Here is a 15,851-nt window from a genome sequence, read left to right on the forward strand (position 1 = left end):
GAGGATATCCAGCCCTTGCGCTAGAATCATCCTCTGTATGCAACGTTTTTCTGGAGGACAAACCCCATGGATCAAAGCAAGCCTTCGTTCTTTATCACGACGCCCATCTACTACGTCAACGCCGATCCACACCTGGGCACGGCTTATTCCACCATCATCGCCGACGTTCAGGCTCGCTATCGCCGTTCCGCCGGCTATAACGTCAAGTTCCTGACCGGCATGGACGAGCACGGCGAGAAGGTCGCCGAGGCCGCAGCCAAGCATGGCATGACGCCGCAGGAGTGGACCGACAGCCAGGCTCCGCACTTCAAGGAGCTTTGGAGCAAGCTCGAGATTTCCAATGATGACTTCATCCGCACCACCGAGCCGCGCCAGCATCATGCCGTGCAGTACCTGTGGGAGCGCATGAAGGAGTCCGGCTACCTGTATAAGGGCAGCTACGACGGTTGGTATTGCGTGCCTGACGAGACCTACTTCACCGATACGCAGGTCCAGAAGGGCGACGAGGAGTACGGCAGCGTCGGCCAGCACCTGTGCCCCGACTGCCACCGTCCGCTTGAGCGCGTGCAGGAGGAGTCCTACTTCTTTAAGCTTTCCGCCTTCCAGGACAAGCTGCTCAAGCTCTATGACGAGCACCCCGACTTTGTCGAGCCTGCGTTCCGCATGAACGAGGTTCGCAGCTTTGTCGAGGGCGGCCTTAACGACCTTTCCGTGAGCCGTACGAGCTTTGACTGGGGCATTCAGGTCCCGTTTGACGAGGGTCACGTGACCTACGTGTGGTTCGATGCGCTGCTCAACTATATGACAGCCGTCGGCTACGGTGTCGACACCGACGAGGCCCGTGCCGAGCTGGCCTATCGCTGGCCCGCGCAGTTCCACATCGTGGGTAAGGACATCATCCGCTTCCACTGCGTCATTTGGCCCGCCATGCTCATGGCCATCGGCGAGGCCCTGCCCGAGCACGTCTTTGCCCACGGCTTCCTGACCGTGCGCAATGCCGAGACCGGCAAGGCCGAGAAGATGTCCAAGAGCCGCGGCAACGCCATCGCTCCGCAGGATGTTATCGACATGCTGGGCGTCGAGGGCTACCGCTATTACTTTATGACCGACGTGGTCCCCGGCACCGACGGCGCCATCAGCTTCGATCGTATGGAGCAGGTCTACAACGCCGATCTGGCCAACAGCTGGGGGAACCTCATCTCGCGCTCGCTCAACATGAGCGCAAAGTACTTTGACGGCTGCGCCCCGGCTAAACCGGCGTCTGCCGACGCGTTCGATAACCCGCTGGCAAAGATTGCCGACGGTTTGGTCGAGCGCTACATGGCCAAGATGGACGTGCTCGATTACGGTGGAGCCAAGGATGAGGTTATGGAGCTCATCCATGCCGCCAACCACTACATCGAGGACTCCGAGCCCTGGGCGCTTGCCAAGGACGAGGCCAAAGCTGACGAGCTGGCATTTGTGATCTACAACCTGCTCGAGGCCATCCGCATCGCCGCCCACCTGCTGATGCCGCTCATGCCTCAGACCTCTGCCGAGGCCCTGCGCCGCCTGTCCTGCGAGAACGAGGCCGCGACCGACGACCTCAAGGGCATTTGCGCTTGGGGCCTGCTTGCTGGTGGTCAGCCCGTCGAGAAGGGCGATCCGCTGTTCCCGCGTCTGGCGTAGAGACCGCGCGAGCGCCATATCGGCAATTTGCTGTTTAGATGTAAGGGCATGGCCGCAACGGTCCATGCCCTTTCGTTTCAAGACGCCGCCATCATGCTAAGGAGGCAACTATGACAACTTCGCCTTTGGCAAACCCCACGGCCACCAGGGAGCTGCTGGAGGAGTTTGGCCTTGCGACCAAGCATCGCCTGGGCCAGAACTTTCTAATCGACAATCATGTGATCGAGCGTATCTGCGAGCTTGCCGAGCTTGCAGGTGACGAGCGCGTACTCGAGGTGGGTCCGGGTTGCGGTACTTTGACACTTGCGTTGCTGCAGGAAGCGGCGTGCGTTACGTCCATTGAGGCCGATCCCGAGCTTGAGCCGGTGCTCGATGCCCACGCCGCCGACTATGCCAACTTCCGCTTTATCATGGGCGATGCGCTCAAGGTGGGCCCGGAGCAGATTGAGCAGGCTGCGGGCGGTGAGCCGACGGTATTTGTCGCGAACTTGCCCTATAACGTGGCGGCGACGATCATTTTGCAATTTTTCCAGACAATGCCGGCGCTCAAGCGCGCCGTCGTCATGGTGCAAAAGGAGGTTGCCGATCGCATTGCCGCAGTGCCGGGCAACAAGACCTATGGCGGCTATACGGCAAAGCTTGGCCTGTATGCGCAGGTAACGGGTCGCTTTGAGGTGCCGCCGCGTTGCTTTATGCCGGCGCCACACGTGGACTCGGCCGTCGTGCGTATCGACCGTGTTGACGGTGTGGTGCCCGAAGGACTCGATCGCGAATTTGTGGCCCGTGTGATTGACGCTGCATTTGCTCAGCGTCGCAAGACCATCCGCAATTCCATGAGCGCCAACGGCTTTGCCAAGGACGTGCTCGATGCCGCCTTTGAGGCTTGCGGTATCGCACCCACCACGCGCGCCGAGACGCTCGGCGTCGCCGACTTTGTGTGCCTGGCTCGGGAGCTTTCCCATGACGCTTAATGCCGAACGCGTGACGTTTACCAAGAAAAAGAAGACGGTTGCTTGTCCCGTGCCCTTGGCACCGCTTGCCGACACACATGCGCATCTGCTTTCGTTCTGGGGCAAGGATGTGCCCGAGACACTCGTGCGTGCCAAGGCGGCAGGCATCGACCTGTTGGTGACGGTCTTCGATCCCATTGCCGACAAGCGCAGCGTGACGGACTATAGCGACTGGCTGACGCGCGAGATTCTGCCGATACGGGATATCCCGCAGATCAAGTATCTTGCCGGCGTGCATCCGTATGGCGCGCCGGACTATACCGACGACGTTCACGCACAGGTCGTTGCCGCGCTTGATGATCCCTTATGCGCCGGTATTGGCGAAATCGGTCTGGACTACCACATGGACTATGACGACGATATCGCGCCGGCGCCCCACAGCGTGCAGATTGATTGCATGGCACGTCAGCTCGAAGTCGCCGTGCGCTGCAATGTGCCGGTGGAGTTGCACCTGCGGCACGAGGACTCGGATGGGGAGCGCACCTCGCATATGGATGCGTACAACGTGCTTCGTGAGGTGGGCGTGCCCCAGGCCGGTTGTGTGCTGCACTGTTTTGGCGAGGACCGCGCCACGATGGAGCGCTTTGTGGAGCTGGGCTGCTATATCGCCTATGGTGGTGCGGCCACCTTTAAGCGCAACGACGACGTGCGCGAGGCATTTGCGGCAACCCCACTCGATCGAATTTTGTTCGAGACGGATTGCCCGTATATGGCGCCGGAGCCCATTCGCGATCTTGAGTGCGAGCCTGCAATGATTTCCATCACGGCAAACGCGCTGGTCAACGACCGCGTCGATCGTACCGGTGAGGACGCCGAAGCAATCGCTCGAGCCGCCTGGGAAAATGCCTGCAAACTTTTTCAAAAATAGTTCTTGCGTTCGCGGTGGCGCTCCGTTATTCTAATTCCTGCACGCGGGCGTGGCGGAATTGGCAGACGCGTACGGTTCAGGTCCGTATGGGGGCAACCCCATGAAGGTTCAAGTCCTTTCGCCCGCACCATTGATTGAAAGAGCTCCCAGCAATGGGAGCTTTTTTGTTATAGGCCCATCGCGGGGACTTTAACCTGCGAAGGAGCGAGCGTCAAGAAAACGCGGAGCGTTTTTAGCGAGCTGGCGAGTCCGCCGGCAGGCGGGCGAAGCCGGTGCGGATCCGCGAAGCGGATACGCGGACGTCCTTTCGCTCGCACCATGGATTGAAAGAGCTCCCAGCAATGGGAGCTTTTTTGTTATGCACGATCTCCTTGGACGGGTATCCTAATGGCAACGTGTGCCTATCAGAGGAGAGACCATGCTGTTTTCCGGTATCATCGCTGCCCTTACGAGCCTTTTGATTCCCATCATCATCCTGCTGCTGTTGTTTCCCAACGCCTGCTACGTCGTTGAGCAGCAGCACGCTGTGATCATCGAGCGCTTGGGTAAGTTCAATCGTATCGTCAACGCGGGCTTCCACGTGAAGGTGCCCGTGATCGACCGCAAGGCCGCCACGGTGAGCCTGCGCACCATGAAAAACGGTTTTGGCATCGACGTTAAGACCCAGGACAACGTGACCATCGGCCTTGAGGTCTCCGCTCAGTACCACGTGAGCTACGACATGGGCGCCGGCCCGGCAGATTCGGGCATCTACAAGAGCTACTACATGCTGCAGGAGCCCGTCGACCAGATGCGTGACTTCATCACCGACGCCCTGCGCTCTTCGATTCCTGTCTACACACTCGATGAGGTCTTTGCCAAGAAGGATGACATCGCCAAGGATGTCAACGCTACCGTTTCCGAGCAGATGGCCGCCTACGGCTTCACCCTCGTGTCGACGCTCATCACCAAAATCGCACTGCCGACCGAGGTTGAGAACTCCATGAACGACATCAACGCCGCCCAGCGCAAGCGCGCTGCGGCACAGGAGCTCGCCGAGGCAGACCGCATCAAGCGCGTCACCGAGGCGACCGCCGAGGCCGAGGCAATGGAAAAGGCGGGCGAGGGCATCGCCAACCAGCGCAAGGCCATCGCACTGGGTATCAAAGATTCGCTCGAGATCATCCAGGAGACGGGTGTCGGCAATGACGAGGCCAACCAACTGTTCATGTTTACGCAGTGGTCTGAGATGATGACGGAGTTCGCTCGCACGGGTAAAACCTCGACGGTCGTGCTGCCGAGCGACTTTTCGCAGTCGGCCTCGATGTTCGAGCAGATGCTGGCCGCCGGCAAAGTTCAAAACGATTCGAAGGAGTAGGCGCGCGTGAAATACACCGTCGTTTGCGTCGGTAAGCTCAAGGAGCGCTTTTGGAAGGACGCGTGCGCTGAGTACACCAAGCGCCTAGGTGCCTATGCCAAGGTGGATATCCGCGAGGTGGCCGATATCGACCCGGCTAAGGCGGGCGGCGTGGATGTCGCGCGCGACAAGGAGGGGGCGGCGATTCTTACAGCCCTGCCGCCTCGAGCACATGTGATCTTGCTGGCCATTGAGGGCAAAGAGCGCTCGAGCGAGGAACTTTCGGCGCGGCTCGATGATCTTATGCTACGTGGTAACAGCGACATCGCCTTTGTAATTGGCGGATCGGACGGCGTGAGCGATGACGTGCGCGCACGAGCCGACGAGATGCTCAGCTTTGGACGTATTACCTTGCCGCATAACTTGGCGCGCGTGGTGCTGCTGGAGCAGATCTACCGCGCCTGCAAGATCAGCCGCGGCGAGCCGTATCACAAATAGGTCAGCAATACGAAACAATGGCGTGGGACAATAGCTTTCGTTTTGAGGAATGTGTCTGAAAGGACTATGTGATATGAAGATTGGATTTGTCGGTTTTGGCAATATGGCGAGCGCTATGGCCGATGGCTGGATCGCTGCCGGTGTAGCTGCGAGCGACATGTGCGCCTGTGCGGGTCGCTACGACGCACTGGTTGAGCGCTGTGAGGCGCGCGGGATGGCCGCTTGCCACGATGCCGCCGAGGTTGTCGCCGCATCCGATATCGTGGTCGCTGCGGTCAAGCCGTACATGATCGAGAAGGTATTCGCCCCGCTCAAGGATGCTCTTGCCAAAAAGGTCGTTCTGTCGGTTGCCTGGACCTGGGACAGTGCCAAGTGGGAGCAGGTCCTGCCGGGCGTCGCGCATATCTCGACGGTGCCCAACACGCCGGTTTCGGTGGGCGAGGGCGTCATCGCTTGCGAGAAGGCTTCCACGCTTAGTGATGAGCAGAGCGCAGTGGTGCTTGATTTGCTTGGCAAGCTCGGTGCGGTGGTCGAGCTCGATACGAGCCTGCTGTTCGTGGGCGGCACGGTGGGTGGTTGCGCTCCGGCATTTGTCGCTATGGCAATCGAGGCCCTGGGCGATGCAGCGGTCAAGCACGGTATCCCGCGCGCTGATGCCTATCGCATTGTGAGCCAGATGGTGCTGGGTACGGCAAAGCTGCAGCTCGCAACCGGTCAGCATCCCGCAGCGATGAAGGATGCCGTGTGCTCGCCCGGCGGTGCCACCATCAAGGGCGTCGTTGCGCTCGAGGACGCTGGCATGCGCAGCGCCCTGGTCAAGGCAATCGACGCAACCCTCCAGTAAAACCGACCAAAAAAGGGACAGTTTATTTTGGCAGGTTTTTCCTGCGGTTTTGTCCTTTTAGCGAAAAGTGCCCCGCAACTGGCTCAATTCCAGTTGCGGGGCACTTGCGTTTGCCCAGATAAAACCGACCAAAATAAACCTGTCCCTTTTTGGCAGGTTAGTCCCAGAAGCTGTCTTCTTCGTCCTCGGACTTGGGGCCGCGGTCGACATACATCTTATGGGTGCGCTTCTCCATTACAAAGGCAATAATCGCAAACAGCAGGATGCCGCCGGCGAAAAGGATGGCAAAACCGGTGCGGGTGCCAAACAAAAAGGAAAAAACTGCGTCCATTGGGTGCCTTCTTGCGTAGTTGAGTTGGGTCGTAAACGCTCATAAGTATATACTTGCCCATACATGTACAAGGTTGCAACCTAAATGGAATGTATATCGCCGGAGGATCTAATGCTTGATATCAAGTTTGTTCGCGAGAACCCCGATGCCATCGATGTCGCCATGGCTAACCGCCAGACGTCTTGGGATCGCGAGAAGTTCTTTGAGCTCGACGACGAGCGTCGTGCCGTCATCACCGAGGTCGAGGAACTTCAAGCTACGCGCAACGCCGAGTCCAAGAAGATCGGCGCCCTGATGAAGGAGGGCAAGAAGGACGAGGCCGAGGCCGCCAAGGAGGCCGTGCGCGCCGTCAACGAGAAGATTGACGGTCTGGCCGAGCGCCGCACTGCTCTCGAGCAGGAGCAGTACGACTTCATGGCTCACCTGCCCAACATTCCTTGCGAGGCCACGCCGTACGGCAAGGACGAGGACGAGAACATCGAGCGCCGTCGTTGGGGCACCCCGCGCGAGTTCGACTTCGACTTTAAGCCGCACTGGGATCTGGGCACCGACCTCGACATCCTTGACTTCGAGCGCGGCAACAAGCTCTCCGGCAGCCGCTTCACCGTTCTCGGTGGCGCCGGCGCCCGTCTTGAGCGCGCCCTCATCAACTTCTTCCTCGATACGCACACCAGCCGTGGTTTTAAGGAGTGGTGGCCGCCCATCGTCGTCAAGCGTCAGACCATGTTCGGCACGGGCCAGCTGCCCAAGTTCGAGGACGACGCCTATCACGTCTCGGGCGACAACTTCCTGATCCCCACCGCCGAGGTCGTGCTCACCAACCTGCACGCCGGTGAGGTCCTCGACGCCGATACCCTGCCGCGCCGCTACACCGCCTTCACCCCCTGCTTCCGCGAGGAGGCCGGCTCCGCTGGTCGCGATACCCGCGGCATCATTCGCCAGCACGAGTTCGACAAGGTCGAGATGGTAAAGTTTGCCAAGCCGGAGGAGTCCGACGAGGAGCTCGAGAGCATGACCGCCGAGGCCGAGTACCTGCTGCAGCAGCTGGGCCTTCCGTATCGCGTGATTAGCCTGTGCACCGGCGACTTGGGCTTCTCTGCCCGTCAGACCTACGACGTCGAGGTCTGGCTGCCGAGCTACAACGCCTACAAGGAGATCAGCTCCTGCTCCAACTGCGGTGACTTCCAGGCCCGTCGCGCCAACATCAAGTATCGCGACCCCGAGAACTTCAAGGGTTCGCGCTATCTGCACACCCTCAACGGTTCCGGTCTGCCGGCTGGCCGTACCATGGCAGCCATTCTGGAGAACTACCAGAACGCTGACGGCACCATCACGATCCCCGAGGTTCTGCGTCCCTACATGGGCGGCCTCGAGAAGATCGAGCCGGTCGCGTAGATTGGCTGCATAAGCGATTTGCTAGGGCACTCCTTTTTGGGGTGCCCTTTTTGTGTACGGCCATACCATGCTGTGCGGACAGCTCAATAGAAAACACACGAACAACTGTTCTGTATACAGCCATCTACCTGCTATGCTTTTGCTAAATAAGAGCGAGAGAAAGGGGACGCGATGGAGCTGTTTGATGATCGGGTGGTTTTGTTTGAGAGCGACGAGGGCGGGGAGTACCTGCTTGTGACGTGTGAGCCGTCTGGCATGGGTGGCCTGGTGGTTCGACAGACGAGCGAGGGGCCGTTGACGCAATGGTGCTACGAGGAGTCGCCTCATGTGGTTGAGACGTTTGTGGCGCACGAGGGGCTTGTGGCCCTAGAGCATTTCTATGGGGTCCAGACATCTAATCAGGTTGCTCGCATGTTGAGTATCTCGTTTGCCGATTATGATTGTGCCCAGCGGGTGAGATCGCTCCTGAGGGAACTTGATGCTAAGTTTGGCGTGATCGAAAAGCCAATCGATCGTACGGGGAACGACGGTATATGCGGAGCAGCATGACAAAACTGCGTTCCACAAAAAAGTTTGAGATTGTGCTTGACTCCAATAAGCTAAAGTGGTTTTATATGTTTTGCGCTGCGGCGTTACCTCAGCTGGATAGAGGGTCTGACTACGAATCAGAACGTCATAGGTTCGAATCCTATACGCCGCACCAATTGAAATTCAAAGCCTCCGGCAACGGGGGCTTTTCTTTTATGGCAACACCGCATGGATTCGAACCTCGGTCGAGGCGCGGGCGTCAAGAAAACGCGGAGCGTTTTAGCCCGCGGGCGAGCGCGCCGGCAGGCGGGCGAAGCCGGTGCGGATCCGCGCAGCGGATGCGCGGAATCCTATACGCCGCACCAATTGAAATTGAAAGCCTCCGGCAACGGGGGCTTTTCTTTTAGGCAGTCGCCGCATGGATTCGAACCTCGGTCGAGGCGCGGGCGTCTTAATCATCACTTCGTAAAATTTTTCCAAATTGTCGCTTGACCCATCGAGGGGTCACGTGCATAATAATCCGTGCGTTGCGGCGTTACCTCAGCTGGATAGAGGGTCTGACTACGAATCAGAACGTCATAGGTTCGAATCCTATACGCCGCACCATTTGAGATTAAAGCTCCCGGCAACGGGGGCTTTTCCTTTACGGGGGCATTGCGGAGATTCGATCCTCGTTCGAGGCGCGAGCGTTAAGAAAACGCGAAGCGTTTTTAGCGAGCGGGCGAGTCCGCCGGCAGGCGGGCGAAGCCGGTGCGGATCCGCGCAGCGGATGCGCGGAATCCTATACGCCGCACCAATTGGCTTTAAAGCTCCCGGCGACGGGGGCTTTTCTTATATCGCGATGCGTCGAAGATCGCGCCAAGCCCTCCAAATGATTAAAAATCAAATTCGATAACTTTTTTTGAAAAAATGCTTGACCATTATTCAGTCCCTGTGCATAATAATCAACAAGTCGCGGCGTTACCTCAGCTGGATAGAGGGTCTGACTACGAATCAGAACGTCATAGGTTCGAATCCTATACGCCGCACCATTTGAGATTAAAGCTCCCGGCAACGGGGGCTTTTCCTTTACGGGGGCATTGCGGAGATTCGATCCTCGTTCGAGGCGCGAGCGTTAAGAAAACGCGAAGCGTTTTTAGCGAGCGGGCGAGTCCGCCGGCAGGCGGGCGAAGCCGGTGCGGATCCGCGCAGCGGATGCGCGGAATCCTATACGCCGCACCAATTGGCTTTAAAGCTCCCGGCGACGGGGGCTTTTCTTATATCGCGATGCGTCGAAGATCGCGCCAAGCCCTCCAAATGATTAAAAATCAAATTCGATAACTTTTTTTGAAAAAATGCTTGACCATTATTCAGTCCCTGTGCATAATAATCAACAAGTCGCGGCGTTACCTCAGCTGGATAGAGGGTCTGACTACGAATCAGAACGTCATAGGTTCGAATCCTATACGCCGCACCATTTGAGATTAAAGCTCCCGGCAACGGGGGCTTTTCTTTTACGTAAGCACCGCATGGATTCGAACCTCGGTCGAGGCGCGGGCGTAAAGAAAACGCGGAGCGTTTTTAGCCCGCGGGCGAGCACGCCGGCGGGCGGGCGAAGCCGGTGCGGATCCGCGCAGCGGATGCGCGGAATCCTATACGCCGCACCATTTGAGATTAAAGCTCCCGGCAACGGGGGCTTTTCTTTTACGTAAGCACCGCATGGATTCGAACCTCGGTCGAGGCGCGGGCGTAAAGCGGACGATTTCCTGTCGACTCGTGTAAGATTCCGAGTAGATGTCGCGACTTATTCGCGACCACTCCTTCTTCAAGCGACCGATCAGGGTGATATTCCGTGGCAGAGCGTCCGACATACAAGCTCAGGTTTCTCGATCCCAAGAAGCGCTTTCCGGCGATGCCCGAGCAGCCTGCGGGACGCTCATATGGCGTGGTCTGGAAACTCTTTGGCGAGGATCGGCATGAATCTTGTTATGTCGTCGAATTCGTTGGCAAAAGCCATGTGTCGCTTTTGGGCTACGTAAGCGTTTCGGGCGAGGTGTACAAGGTGGACCGCCCCGTCAGCGAGGCTCCGCTGCCCAACGATCCCGACATGGAACTGGTCCTTGACGAGTCGGACTCCGGTATTGGTGAGATTATGGTGAGGGGAGCAAACGGCACGATGCGCGCGTGCGCGCGAACCGTCGGCTCTCCCGAAGGTCCCATGCGCGAGCAGTCCGATCACGAGACATGGAATTCGACCCGCTCCCTTCCTTACGGTGAGTTCATGGCATCGATGTTCCTGCGCTACGTGATATTCGCTGACTCCGAAAATACCATTGCGAGCACGGCGGACGCCGACGGACTCGACGAGGGTATGCAAAACGTTGTCGACAAGATCAAGCTCGTAAAGCTGCCCGAGCCGGTCGAGGTGTTTTTGGGCTTTAACACGACACCGCTACCTGACGCTATCGAGACGCTGCTCTACCGCGTTGACCATGCCGAGAATCCGAGCGGTATCGAGCGCTATGCCGCCGCCCTTATGAGTGAAATTGACTTGCCTCGCTTGCGCACCATCGCCGCTAAGTCCGAGATGAGCCTGGCTCGCATCGATCGCTCAAAGCTTTTCTATCTCAATTTTGATCGCAGCCTGCTGGACCAGGACGAGATTGACATGCTGCTTGCCATCGAGTGCCGTCTTAACCGTCTCTCCGGCATCCTTGAGCACATCGGGGCCGGATTGGTCCCTGCGGCATCCTCGCCGAGCCTTGAGGGCTGCGCGCTCTTTGATGCGTGGCATATCGCCAAGACGACCAACGATGTTCCCCGACTGCTTGATACGGCCTCGAGCGATAACCCGTGGGGCAAACCGGGTACGGTGGCTTGCCAGCCGGGCGGTGAGTGGGATGTGCGTACCCGCTTCGCGCGTATTGTCGAGGCGCTTAACGTGGTCACGCGGCTCGACTATACCTATCGGGCAAACGTTGCCGAGGGGATTATGCTCGTTCGGTTTGGGCAGTCTGTCGTTGATGCCATGCCGCAACGTGAATACGACGCTCAAGATGACGCCTGGCACGAGCTGGACGAGGACACGCGCACGATCTGGGCCGCGGAGCACGATGCGCGCGTGGCGCTCACGCTTGCGGCAGCGTGTTTTGCCGCGGGCACCTGCATCACGCGCTGCTATGTGCAGATTGCTGCTCCCGACAGTGAGCAGGGCGAGTGCGTTGTCGCAACGTATTTCTTTGGGCGCGCGGCCTATCTGGCCGATTGCGTGCCTGTCGCCAAGGATCTTGAGAGCATGGACATGGACGATATGCCGTGCAAGCGTGTGCTTGAGGCGTATGAGTCAACCGCTCCGGAGACGATTGAGCCGGCGGAGGTTCATGCTCGTCCGCGTGATGACCATCGCATGCTGCCGCCGGCGCTGCGCGATCTGCTGCTTGCCGATACGGCTGACGAGCTGGAGGTCATGGAAGAGGACGACGACCCATACGTGGCCCGTGTTGTTGAATTGCGCGAGCAGGCAAAAGTCGACCGTACAGGTGCTTTTGAAGGCTTTTCCCGTCTTGTTGAGGAGTTGGAGGCTAAGTGCGCCGTCGCCGAGCTTTTGGCGACAGGTCCGGTTCAAACGCAGTTTTGCGATAACCAGCTGGTGCGCATGGTGCTACCGGTGTTGGAAGAAGACCGCTCTGTGCGAATCCTTCGTGCGCCCGATGCGCTGTACTTTGCCCAGCACGAGATCTGCAGCTTTTACGCCGAGCAAGAGGACTTTGAACGAGCACTGCCCGAGGTGCGCCATCTTTACGATCTGGCGCGCTCGTCCATGCAGTCGCACTTTGCGCTCATCAACGTGCTTGCGCGTCTGGAGCGCTTTGACGAGATTATCGAGGTGGCGCGCCACGGCCTACGTATTGCCAGCGATCGTTCTGCAATCGGCTACCTGTTCTATCGCTTGGCGTTTGCCTATTGGAATTGCGATCAGCTCGACCTGGCGCTGGCTTGTTACCGTCTGGTGCCGCGCGGCGAGGAGTCGGGCAGCAGCGCGCTGGAAGAAATGCAGGGCCTTATGAACGAGATGGGCGTCAGCGAGCCTCCGACGTTCGAGGAAGCGGTCGAGACCATCCATAAGGCTGGACTAGAGCTGCCGCCAGTGTCCGCCGTGACGAATCAGCTGGCAGATGCCGCTGTGCAACTGGTCGACAACGGTTTCTTTTTCCTGGCGCGCGGTTGTATCTTCCAAATGTGGCGCACCATGGGCAACGACGAGCTCGGCTCCCTCAACCGCTCGCTGGGGTAGGAGCGGCATAGAAGGGCTGGACCGCGCTTGTCATCCCATTTGCTCGCCATGCCGACAAAACGAAGGGGCTACTGCTACCGGCGGTACCGGGAACATTTGCGTATAGATAAGGTATAACGAATTAAGTCGTAACGAATTAAAGTACGAATTACTGTATCGAGCAGGTCGCCGACAAATTGAATGGAGCCATTTGTATTGGCTCAGGTGGGTGGCTCCAGCAGGACCGGTAAGGTCAAAAGCGGCTAGGTCTGCTAAACCTGTTAAACTCTGCTAAAGTTGCTAAACTTTGCTAAAGTTGTTAAAACTAGCAGAGGAGGATTGAATGCCGAAAGCAATTAATCCCTTTAAGCCAACGGCGGGCATGAATCCGCCTGAGCTTATCGGGCGCGATGCTGTTTTGGATGACTTTGCCGAGGCACTAGAGAATGGTCCTGGTGCCCCCGATCGACTTATGCGCATCTCGGGTGTCCGAGGCACGGGCAAAACGGTGCTTCTCAACGCATTGGGCGATCTTGCGCGAAAAAAGGGATTCGAGGTCGTTGACGTGGCCTCAAATGCCGGTTTTTGCACTAGGATCCTCGAGGCTCTGCAGCGAAATGTTCGTCTTGAGTCAATGTCGATTTCCCCATCGATTTTAGGAGTCAGCCTCGGCTCCGTGGAGGTGTCAAAGTCGGCCTCTCATTTGGGCGAGGCGATGTACGATGCCGCGAAACGCGATGGCCTGTTCATTACGCTCGACGAGATTCAGGATGCCTCAACTGAGGAAATGCGCGAGCTGGGCAATGAGATGCAGCTTTTGATTCGCCAAGGGGCGAATGTCGCTTTTGCATTCGCTGGCTTGCCAACATCGGTGGATGGCGTGGTGGTTGATGATACCCTTACGTTCCTTCAGCGGGCAAAACATATCGAACTCACTCGTCTCTCCGATTTTGAAGTCGGCGGATCGTTTGAGGATACAATGAGACGAGCGGGCAAGGAGCTCGATGAAGACGCCGCTGAGCTATTAACAAAGGCGTCAGCAGGCTATCCCTTTATGGTCCAGTTGGTCGGATATTACGCTTGGCAGGCTGCTGCGCGCAGCGGGGCGGAGAGCGTGAACGAAGGGTCCGCGCGTACGGGTATCCAAGCAGCTCTTGATAGCTTTAATGCTATGGTGATTGCCCCGGCGCTGCGCAGGGTTTCAGAACGACAGTTTCAGTATCTCGCGGCAATGGCTCAATGCGAGGGCGATGAGATTGCCAACGGTGATATCGCCAAAAAGATGGGGCTGCCGGCGAACAAGGTCGGCTCGTATCGTAAACGTCTCATCGATGCGGGGTTGATTGAGCCTGCGGGCTATGGCTGTGTTTCGTTTGCAATTCCGTATATGCGCGACTATTTGTTGGAGGCGGTGCGGGAAAGGTAAAAATGGAATCGCTCCAAATTCCCTCTTGCCCAACTTCGGCTGTTTGGTTACTATAGAACGGCTGTTACGGAGAGCTGACCGAGAGGCCGAAGGTGCTCGCCTGCTAAGCGAGTATGCCCCAAAAGGGCATCTGGGGTTCGAATCCCCAGCTCTCCGCCAGTACGAATTTGAAGAAGGGTCCCATTTGGGGCCCTTTTTTTGTGGAGAAAAGAGGCTGGGGATTCGAACCCTCAAAAAATGAGGCGCCCCGTTGGACGCCTCATTTGGTTCGATGTGATATCGCTTTGGCCCTACACCTCGGGCGCCTTGGCGACGGTCTCGCTCTCTGCCGCAAGTGGGCGGTTGTCGATACGACGGCCCAAGCGATCGAGCTTCACGAGTAGCCACTCAATGGGATTCGGCCCCGAGCCTTCCTCGTCGGCAACCAAATCCACGACGGCAATCTTGGTGCCATCCTGCTTGAGCGTAACGCTGCCCACCTTGTCGCCCACATGCACCGTGCCCGAAAGATCGTCGTAGCTAACCTTTTCGGTCACCTCGCCGGCAAGGGAAAACACGGTCGCTTGCGCCGTAGGATCGGCGAGTGTGGCGTCGATCGTCTTATCCGTCCAGTCGGTTTGACCGATGCGCGCCATAAGCGGGTTGCCGTTGGCGGTCTTTTCCTGCGTGTTGGCGATTGCGACCGTCACCTTGTGACCGTAGTACCAATTGGCAAGGGTTGCGGTATCGGTAAAGCGCTGGTCGGTGGTGGTGGAGTTCAAAACGACGGTGTAGATCTCGTCGCCATCGCGGTTGTAGACACCCGTAAAGCAATAGCCTGCATCGTCGGTAGTGCCGGTCTTGCCACCGATGTTGCCATCTTGGCCCAGCAAATAGTTATGCGTGTCCATGGAATGCGAATGGTCGGTGCCGTCGGCGCCCGTGACCTCGATCCAGGAATCTTCGCTCGCTACGACCTCGCGGATCGTGTCGTTTTTCATGGCCTCCTGCATCATCAGCGCTACGTCGTGTGCGGTTGAGTGCATATCGCCAGCCCACTCATCAAAGTCCAGACCATGCGGGTTTTCAAAAAGCGTACCGGTGCAGCCGAGCTTCTTAGCGCGCTCGTTCATGGCCTTCACAAATGTGGCCTCGGCGTCTTTGGTCTTAGGGTCGATCTTCTTGCCCACATATTCGGCGAGCACGATGGCGGCGTCGTTGCCCGAGGGAATCATCAGGCCGCGCAGCGCCTGCTCCACGGTAAGCTCGTCGCCTTCGAGCAAGCCGGCGGTCGAATTACCCACGGTGGCTGCGGCGTTGCTCACCGTGACCTTCTCGTCTATCTTGCAATTCTCGACGGTTAGGATTGCGGTCATGACCTTGGTGATCGAGGCGATTTTGACCTGCTCATCGGCGCCGCGCCCATAGTAGACGGTGCCGTCTTTGCCCATGACGAGGGCATTGGTCGCATCGATATCGGGCAGGTTTTCGGCCGTGATGCCGCGCTCATCGGCGGTTTTGCCGCAGACATTGTCGGTCGTGAGCACTTGGGCGCCGGCGACGGTGGGCACGCCAGCGGTAAGGGCGATAGCGCAGACAAAGCCGGCGGCAAGCTGGGCTGAGCGCTTTGCAAAAGAGGTGAGGGACTTCACAGATTTCGCTTTCGACGGGATGGTCTCTTCTGGAACTAGAGTATATCGTTTGCCGGCATCGGCG

General features: G+C 58.2%; 12 protein-coding genes and 6 tRNA genes. 16 read left to right on the top strand and 2 right to left on the bottom strand.

The features are described from left to right. The first annotated feature begins 66 nt into the window (after positions 1-66). The 7 genes from metG (at position 67) to proC (ending at position 6,224) form a co-directional block, all read left to right on the top strand. Positions 67-1,668, top strand: coding sequence for a methionine--tRNA ligase (gene metG, locus DXD39_RS07185; RefSeq protein WP_117803623.1), 1,602 nt, complete (start codon positions 67-69; stop codon positions 1,666-1,668). 110 nt (positions 1,669-1,778) lie between these two features. Beyond that, a complete protein-coding gene (rsmA, locus tag DXD39_RS07190) occupies positions 1,779-2,639 on the top strand; it encodes a 16S rRNA (adenine(1518)-N(6)/adenine(1519)-N(6))-dimethyltransferase RsmA (protein ID WP_055250524.1) in 861 nt (286 codons plus the stop codon). Then, a complete protein-coding gene (locus DXD39_RS07195) occupies positions 2,629-3,546 on the top strand; it encodes a TatD family hydrolase (protein ID WP_117803624.1) in 918 nt (305 codons plus the stop codon). Before rsmA ends, DXD39_RS07195 begins: the two co-directional genes overlap by 11 nt. Before the next feature lie 43 nt (positions 3,547-3,589). Continuing rightward, positions 3,590-3,676 (top strand) — tRNA-Leu (locus DXD39_RS07200). Between the two features lie 288 nt (positions 3,677-3,964). Beyond that, entirely contained in the window at positions 3,965-4,903 is a 939-nt protein-coding gene (locus DXD39_RS07205; protein ID WP_117628983.1) for an SPFH domain-containing protein, read from the top strand. A gap of 6 nt (positions 4,904-4,909) precedes the next feature. After that, positions 4,910-5,380: a 23S rRNA (pseudouridine(1915)-N(3))-methyltransferase RlmH gene (rlmH, locus tag DXD39_RS07210; protein WP_089572673.1), complete on the top strand. Its 471-nt coding sequence runs from the start codon at positions 4,910-4,912 to the stop codon at positions 5,378-5,380. Positions 5,381-5,453: 73 nt separating this feature from the next. After that, positions 5,454-6,224, top strand: coding sequence for a pyrroline-5-carboxylate reductase (gene proC / locus DXD39_RS07215; RefSeq protein WP_117628982.1), 771 nt, complete (start codon positions 5,454-5,456; stop codon positions 6,222-6,224). A 157-nt stretch (positions 6,225-6,381) separates the two neighbouring features. Here the strand turns inward: proC and DXD39_RS10245 are convergent, their stop codons facing one another. Beyond that, a complete protein-coding gene (locus DXD39_RS10245) occupies positions 6,382-6,555 on the bottom strand; it encodes a DUF6724 family protein (RefSeq protein WP_168170424.1) in 174 nt (57 codons plus the stop codon). Positions 6,556-6,666: 111 nt separating this feature from the next. Between DXD39_RS10245 and serS the strand changes: the two genes are divergently transcribed. From serS to DXD39_RS07260, 9 genes are all read left to right on the top strand, one after another. Further along, a complete protein-coding gene (serS, locus tag DXD39_RS07220; protein ID WP_040359108.1) occupies positions 6,667-7,950 on the top strand; it encodes a serine--tRNA ligase in 1,284 nt (427 codons plus the stop codon). Positions 7,951-8,121: 171 nt separating this feature from the next. Then, positions 8,122-8,499 (top strand): hypothetical protein, encoded by a 378-nt coding sequence (locus DXD39_RS07225; RefSeq protein WP_117655501.1) that lies wholly within the window; start codon positions 8,122-8,124, stop codon positions 8,497-8,499. 77 nt (positions 8,500-8,576) lie between these two features. After that, a tRNA-Arg gene (locus DXD39_RS07230) sits at positions 8,577-8,653 on the top strand. Between the two features lie 354 nt (positions 8,654-9,007). Then, positions 9,008-9,084: transfer RNA gene (locus tag DXD39_RS07235), tRNA-Arg, on the top strand. Between the two features lie 348 nt (positions 9,085-9,432). Continuing rightward, a tRNA-Arg gene (locus DXD39_RS07240) sits at positions 9,433-9,509 on the top strand. Positions 9,510-9,857: 348 nt separating this feature from the next. Next, positions 9,858-9,934: transfer RNA gene (locus tag DXD39_RS07245), tRNA-Arg, on the top strand. Between the two features lie 375 nt (positions 9,935-10,309). Then, complete coding sequence (locus DXD39_RS07250; protein WP_117803625.1) at positions 10,310-12,751, top strand: lipopolysaccharide assembly protein LapB; 2,442 nt, start codon at positions 10,310-10,312, stop codon at positions 12,749-12,751. Positions 12,752-13,073: 322 nt separating this feature from the next. Then, positions 13,074-14,156: an AAA family ATPase gene (locus DXD39_RS07255; protein ID WP_233541136.1), complete on the top strand. Its 1,083-nt coding sequence runs from the start codon at positions 13,074-13,076 to the stop codon at positions 14,154-14,156. Positions 14,157-14,224: 68 nt separating this feature from the next. Then, positions 14,225-14,315 (top strand) — tRNA-Ser (locus DXD39_RS07260). Positions 14,316-14,446: 131 nt separating this feature from the next. Here the strand turns inward: DXD39_RS07260 and DXD39_RS07265 are convergent. Continuing rightward, positions 14,447-15,787, bottom strand: a complete 1,341-nt coding sequence (locus tag DXD39_RS07265) for a D-alanyl-D-alanine carboxypeptidase family protein (protein WP_158565476.1) — start codon at positions 15,785-15,787, stop codon at positions 14,447-14,449. Positions 15,788-15,851 lie beyond the last annotated feature (64 nt).

This window comes from Collinsella sp. TM04-29, assembly GCF_003466565.1.
Lineage (GTDB): Bacteria > Actinomycetota > Coriobacteriia > Coriobacteriales > Coriobacteriaceae > Collinsella.

Excerpts from the sequence above, each read along its gene's own strand:
- metG (WP_117803623.1), top strand. The coding sequence starts at position 67 with ATGGATCAAAGCAAGCCTTCGTTCTTTATCACGACGCCCATCTACTAC.
- rsmA (WP_055250524.1), top strand. The coding sequence starts at position 1,779 with ATGACAACTTCGCCTTTGGCAAACCCCACGGCCACCAGGGAGCTGCTG.
- DXD39_RS07195 (WP_117803624.1), top strand. The coding sequence starts at position 2,629 with ATGACGCTTAATGCCGAACGCGTGACGTTTACCAAGAAAAAGAAGACG.
- DXD39_RS07205 (WP_117628983.1), top strand. The coding sequence starts at position 3,965 with ATGCTGTTTTCCGGTATCATCGCTGCCCTTACGAGCCTTTTGATTCCC.
- proC (WP_117628982.1), top strand. The coding sequence starts at position 5,454 with ATGAAGATTGGATTTGTCGGTTTTGGCAATATGGCGAGCGCTATGGCC.
- DXD39_RS10245 (WP_168170424.1), bottom strand. The coding sequence starts at position 6,555 with ATGGACGCAGTTTTTTCCTTTTTGTTTGGCACCCGCACCGGTTTTGCC.
- serS (WP_040359108.1), top strand. The coding sequence starts at position 6,667 with ATGCTTGATATCAAGTTTGTTCGCGAGAACCCCGATGCCATCGATGTC.
- DXD39_RS07225 (WP_117655501.1), top strand. The coding sequence starts at position 8,122 with ATGGAGCTGTTTGATGATCGGGTGGTTTTGTTTGAGAGCGACGAGGGC.
- DXD39_RS07255 (WP_233541136.1), top strand. The coding sequence starts at position 13,074 with ATGCCGAAAGCAATTAATCCCTTTAAGCCAACGGCGGGCATGAATCCG.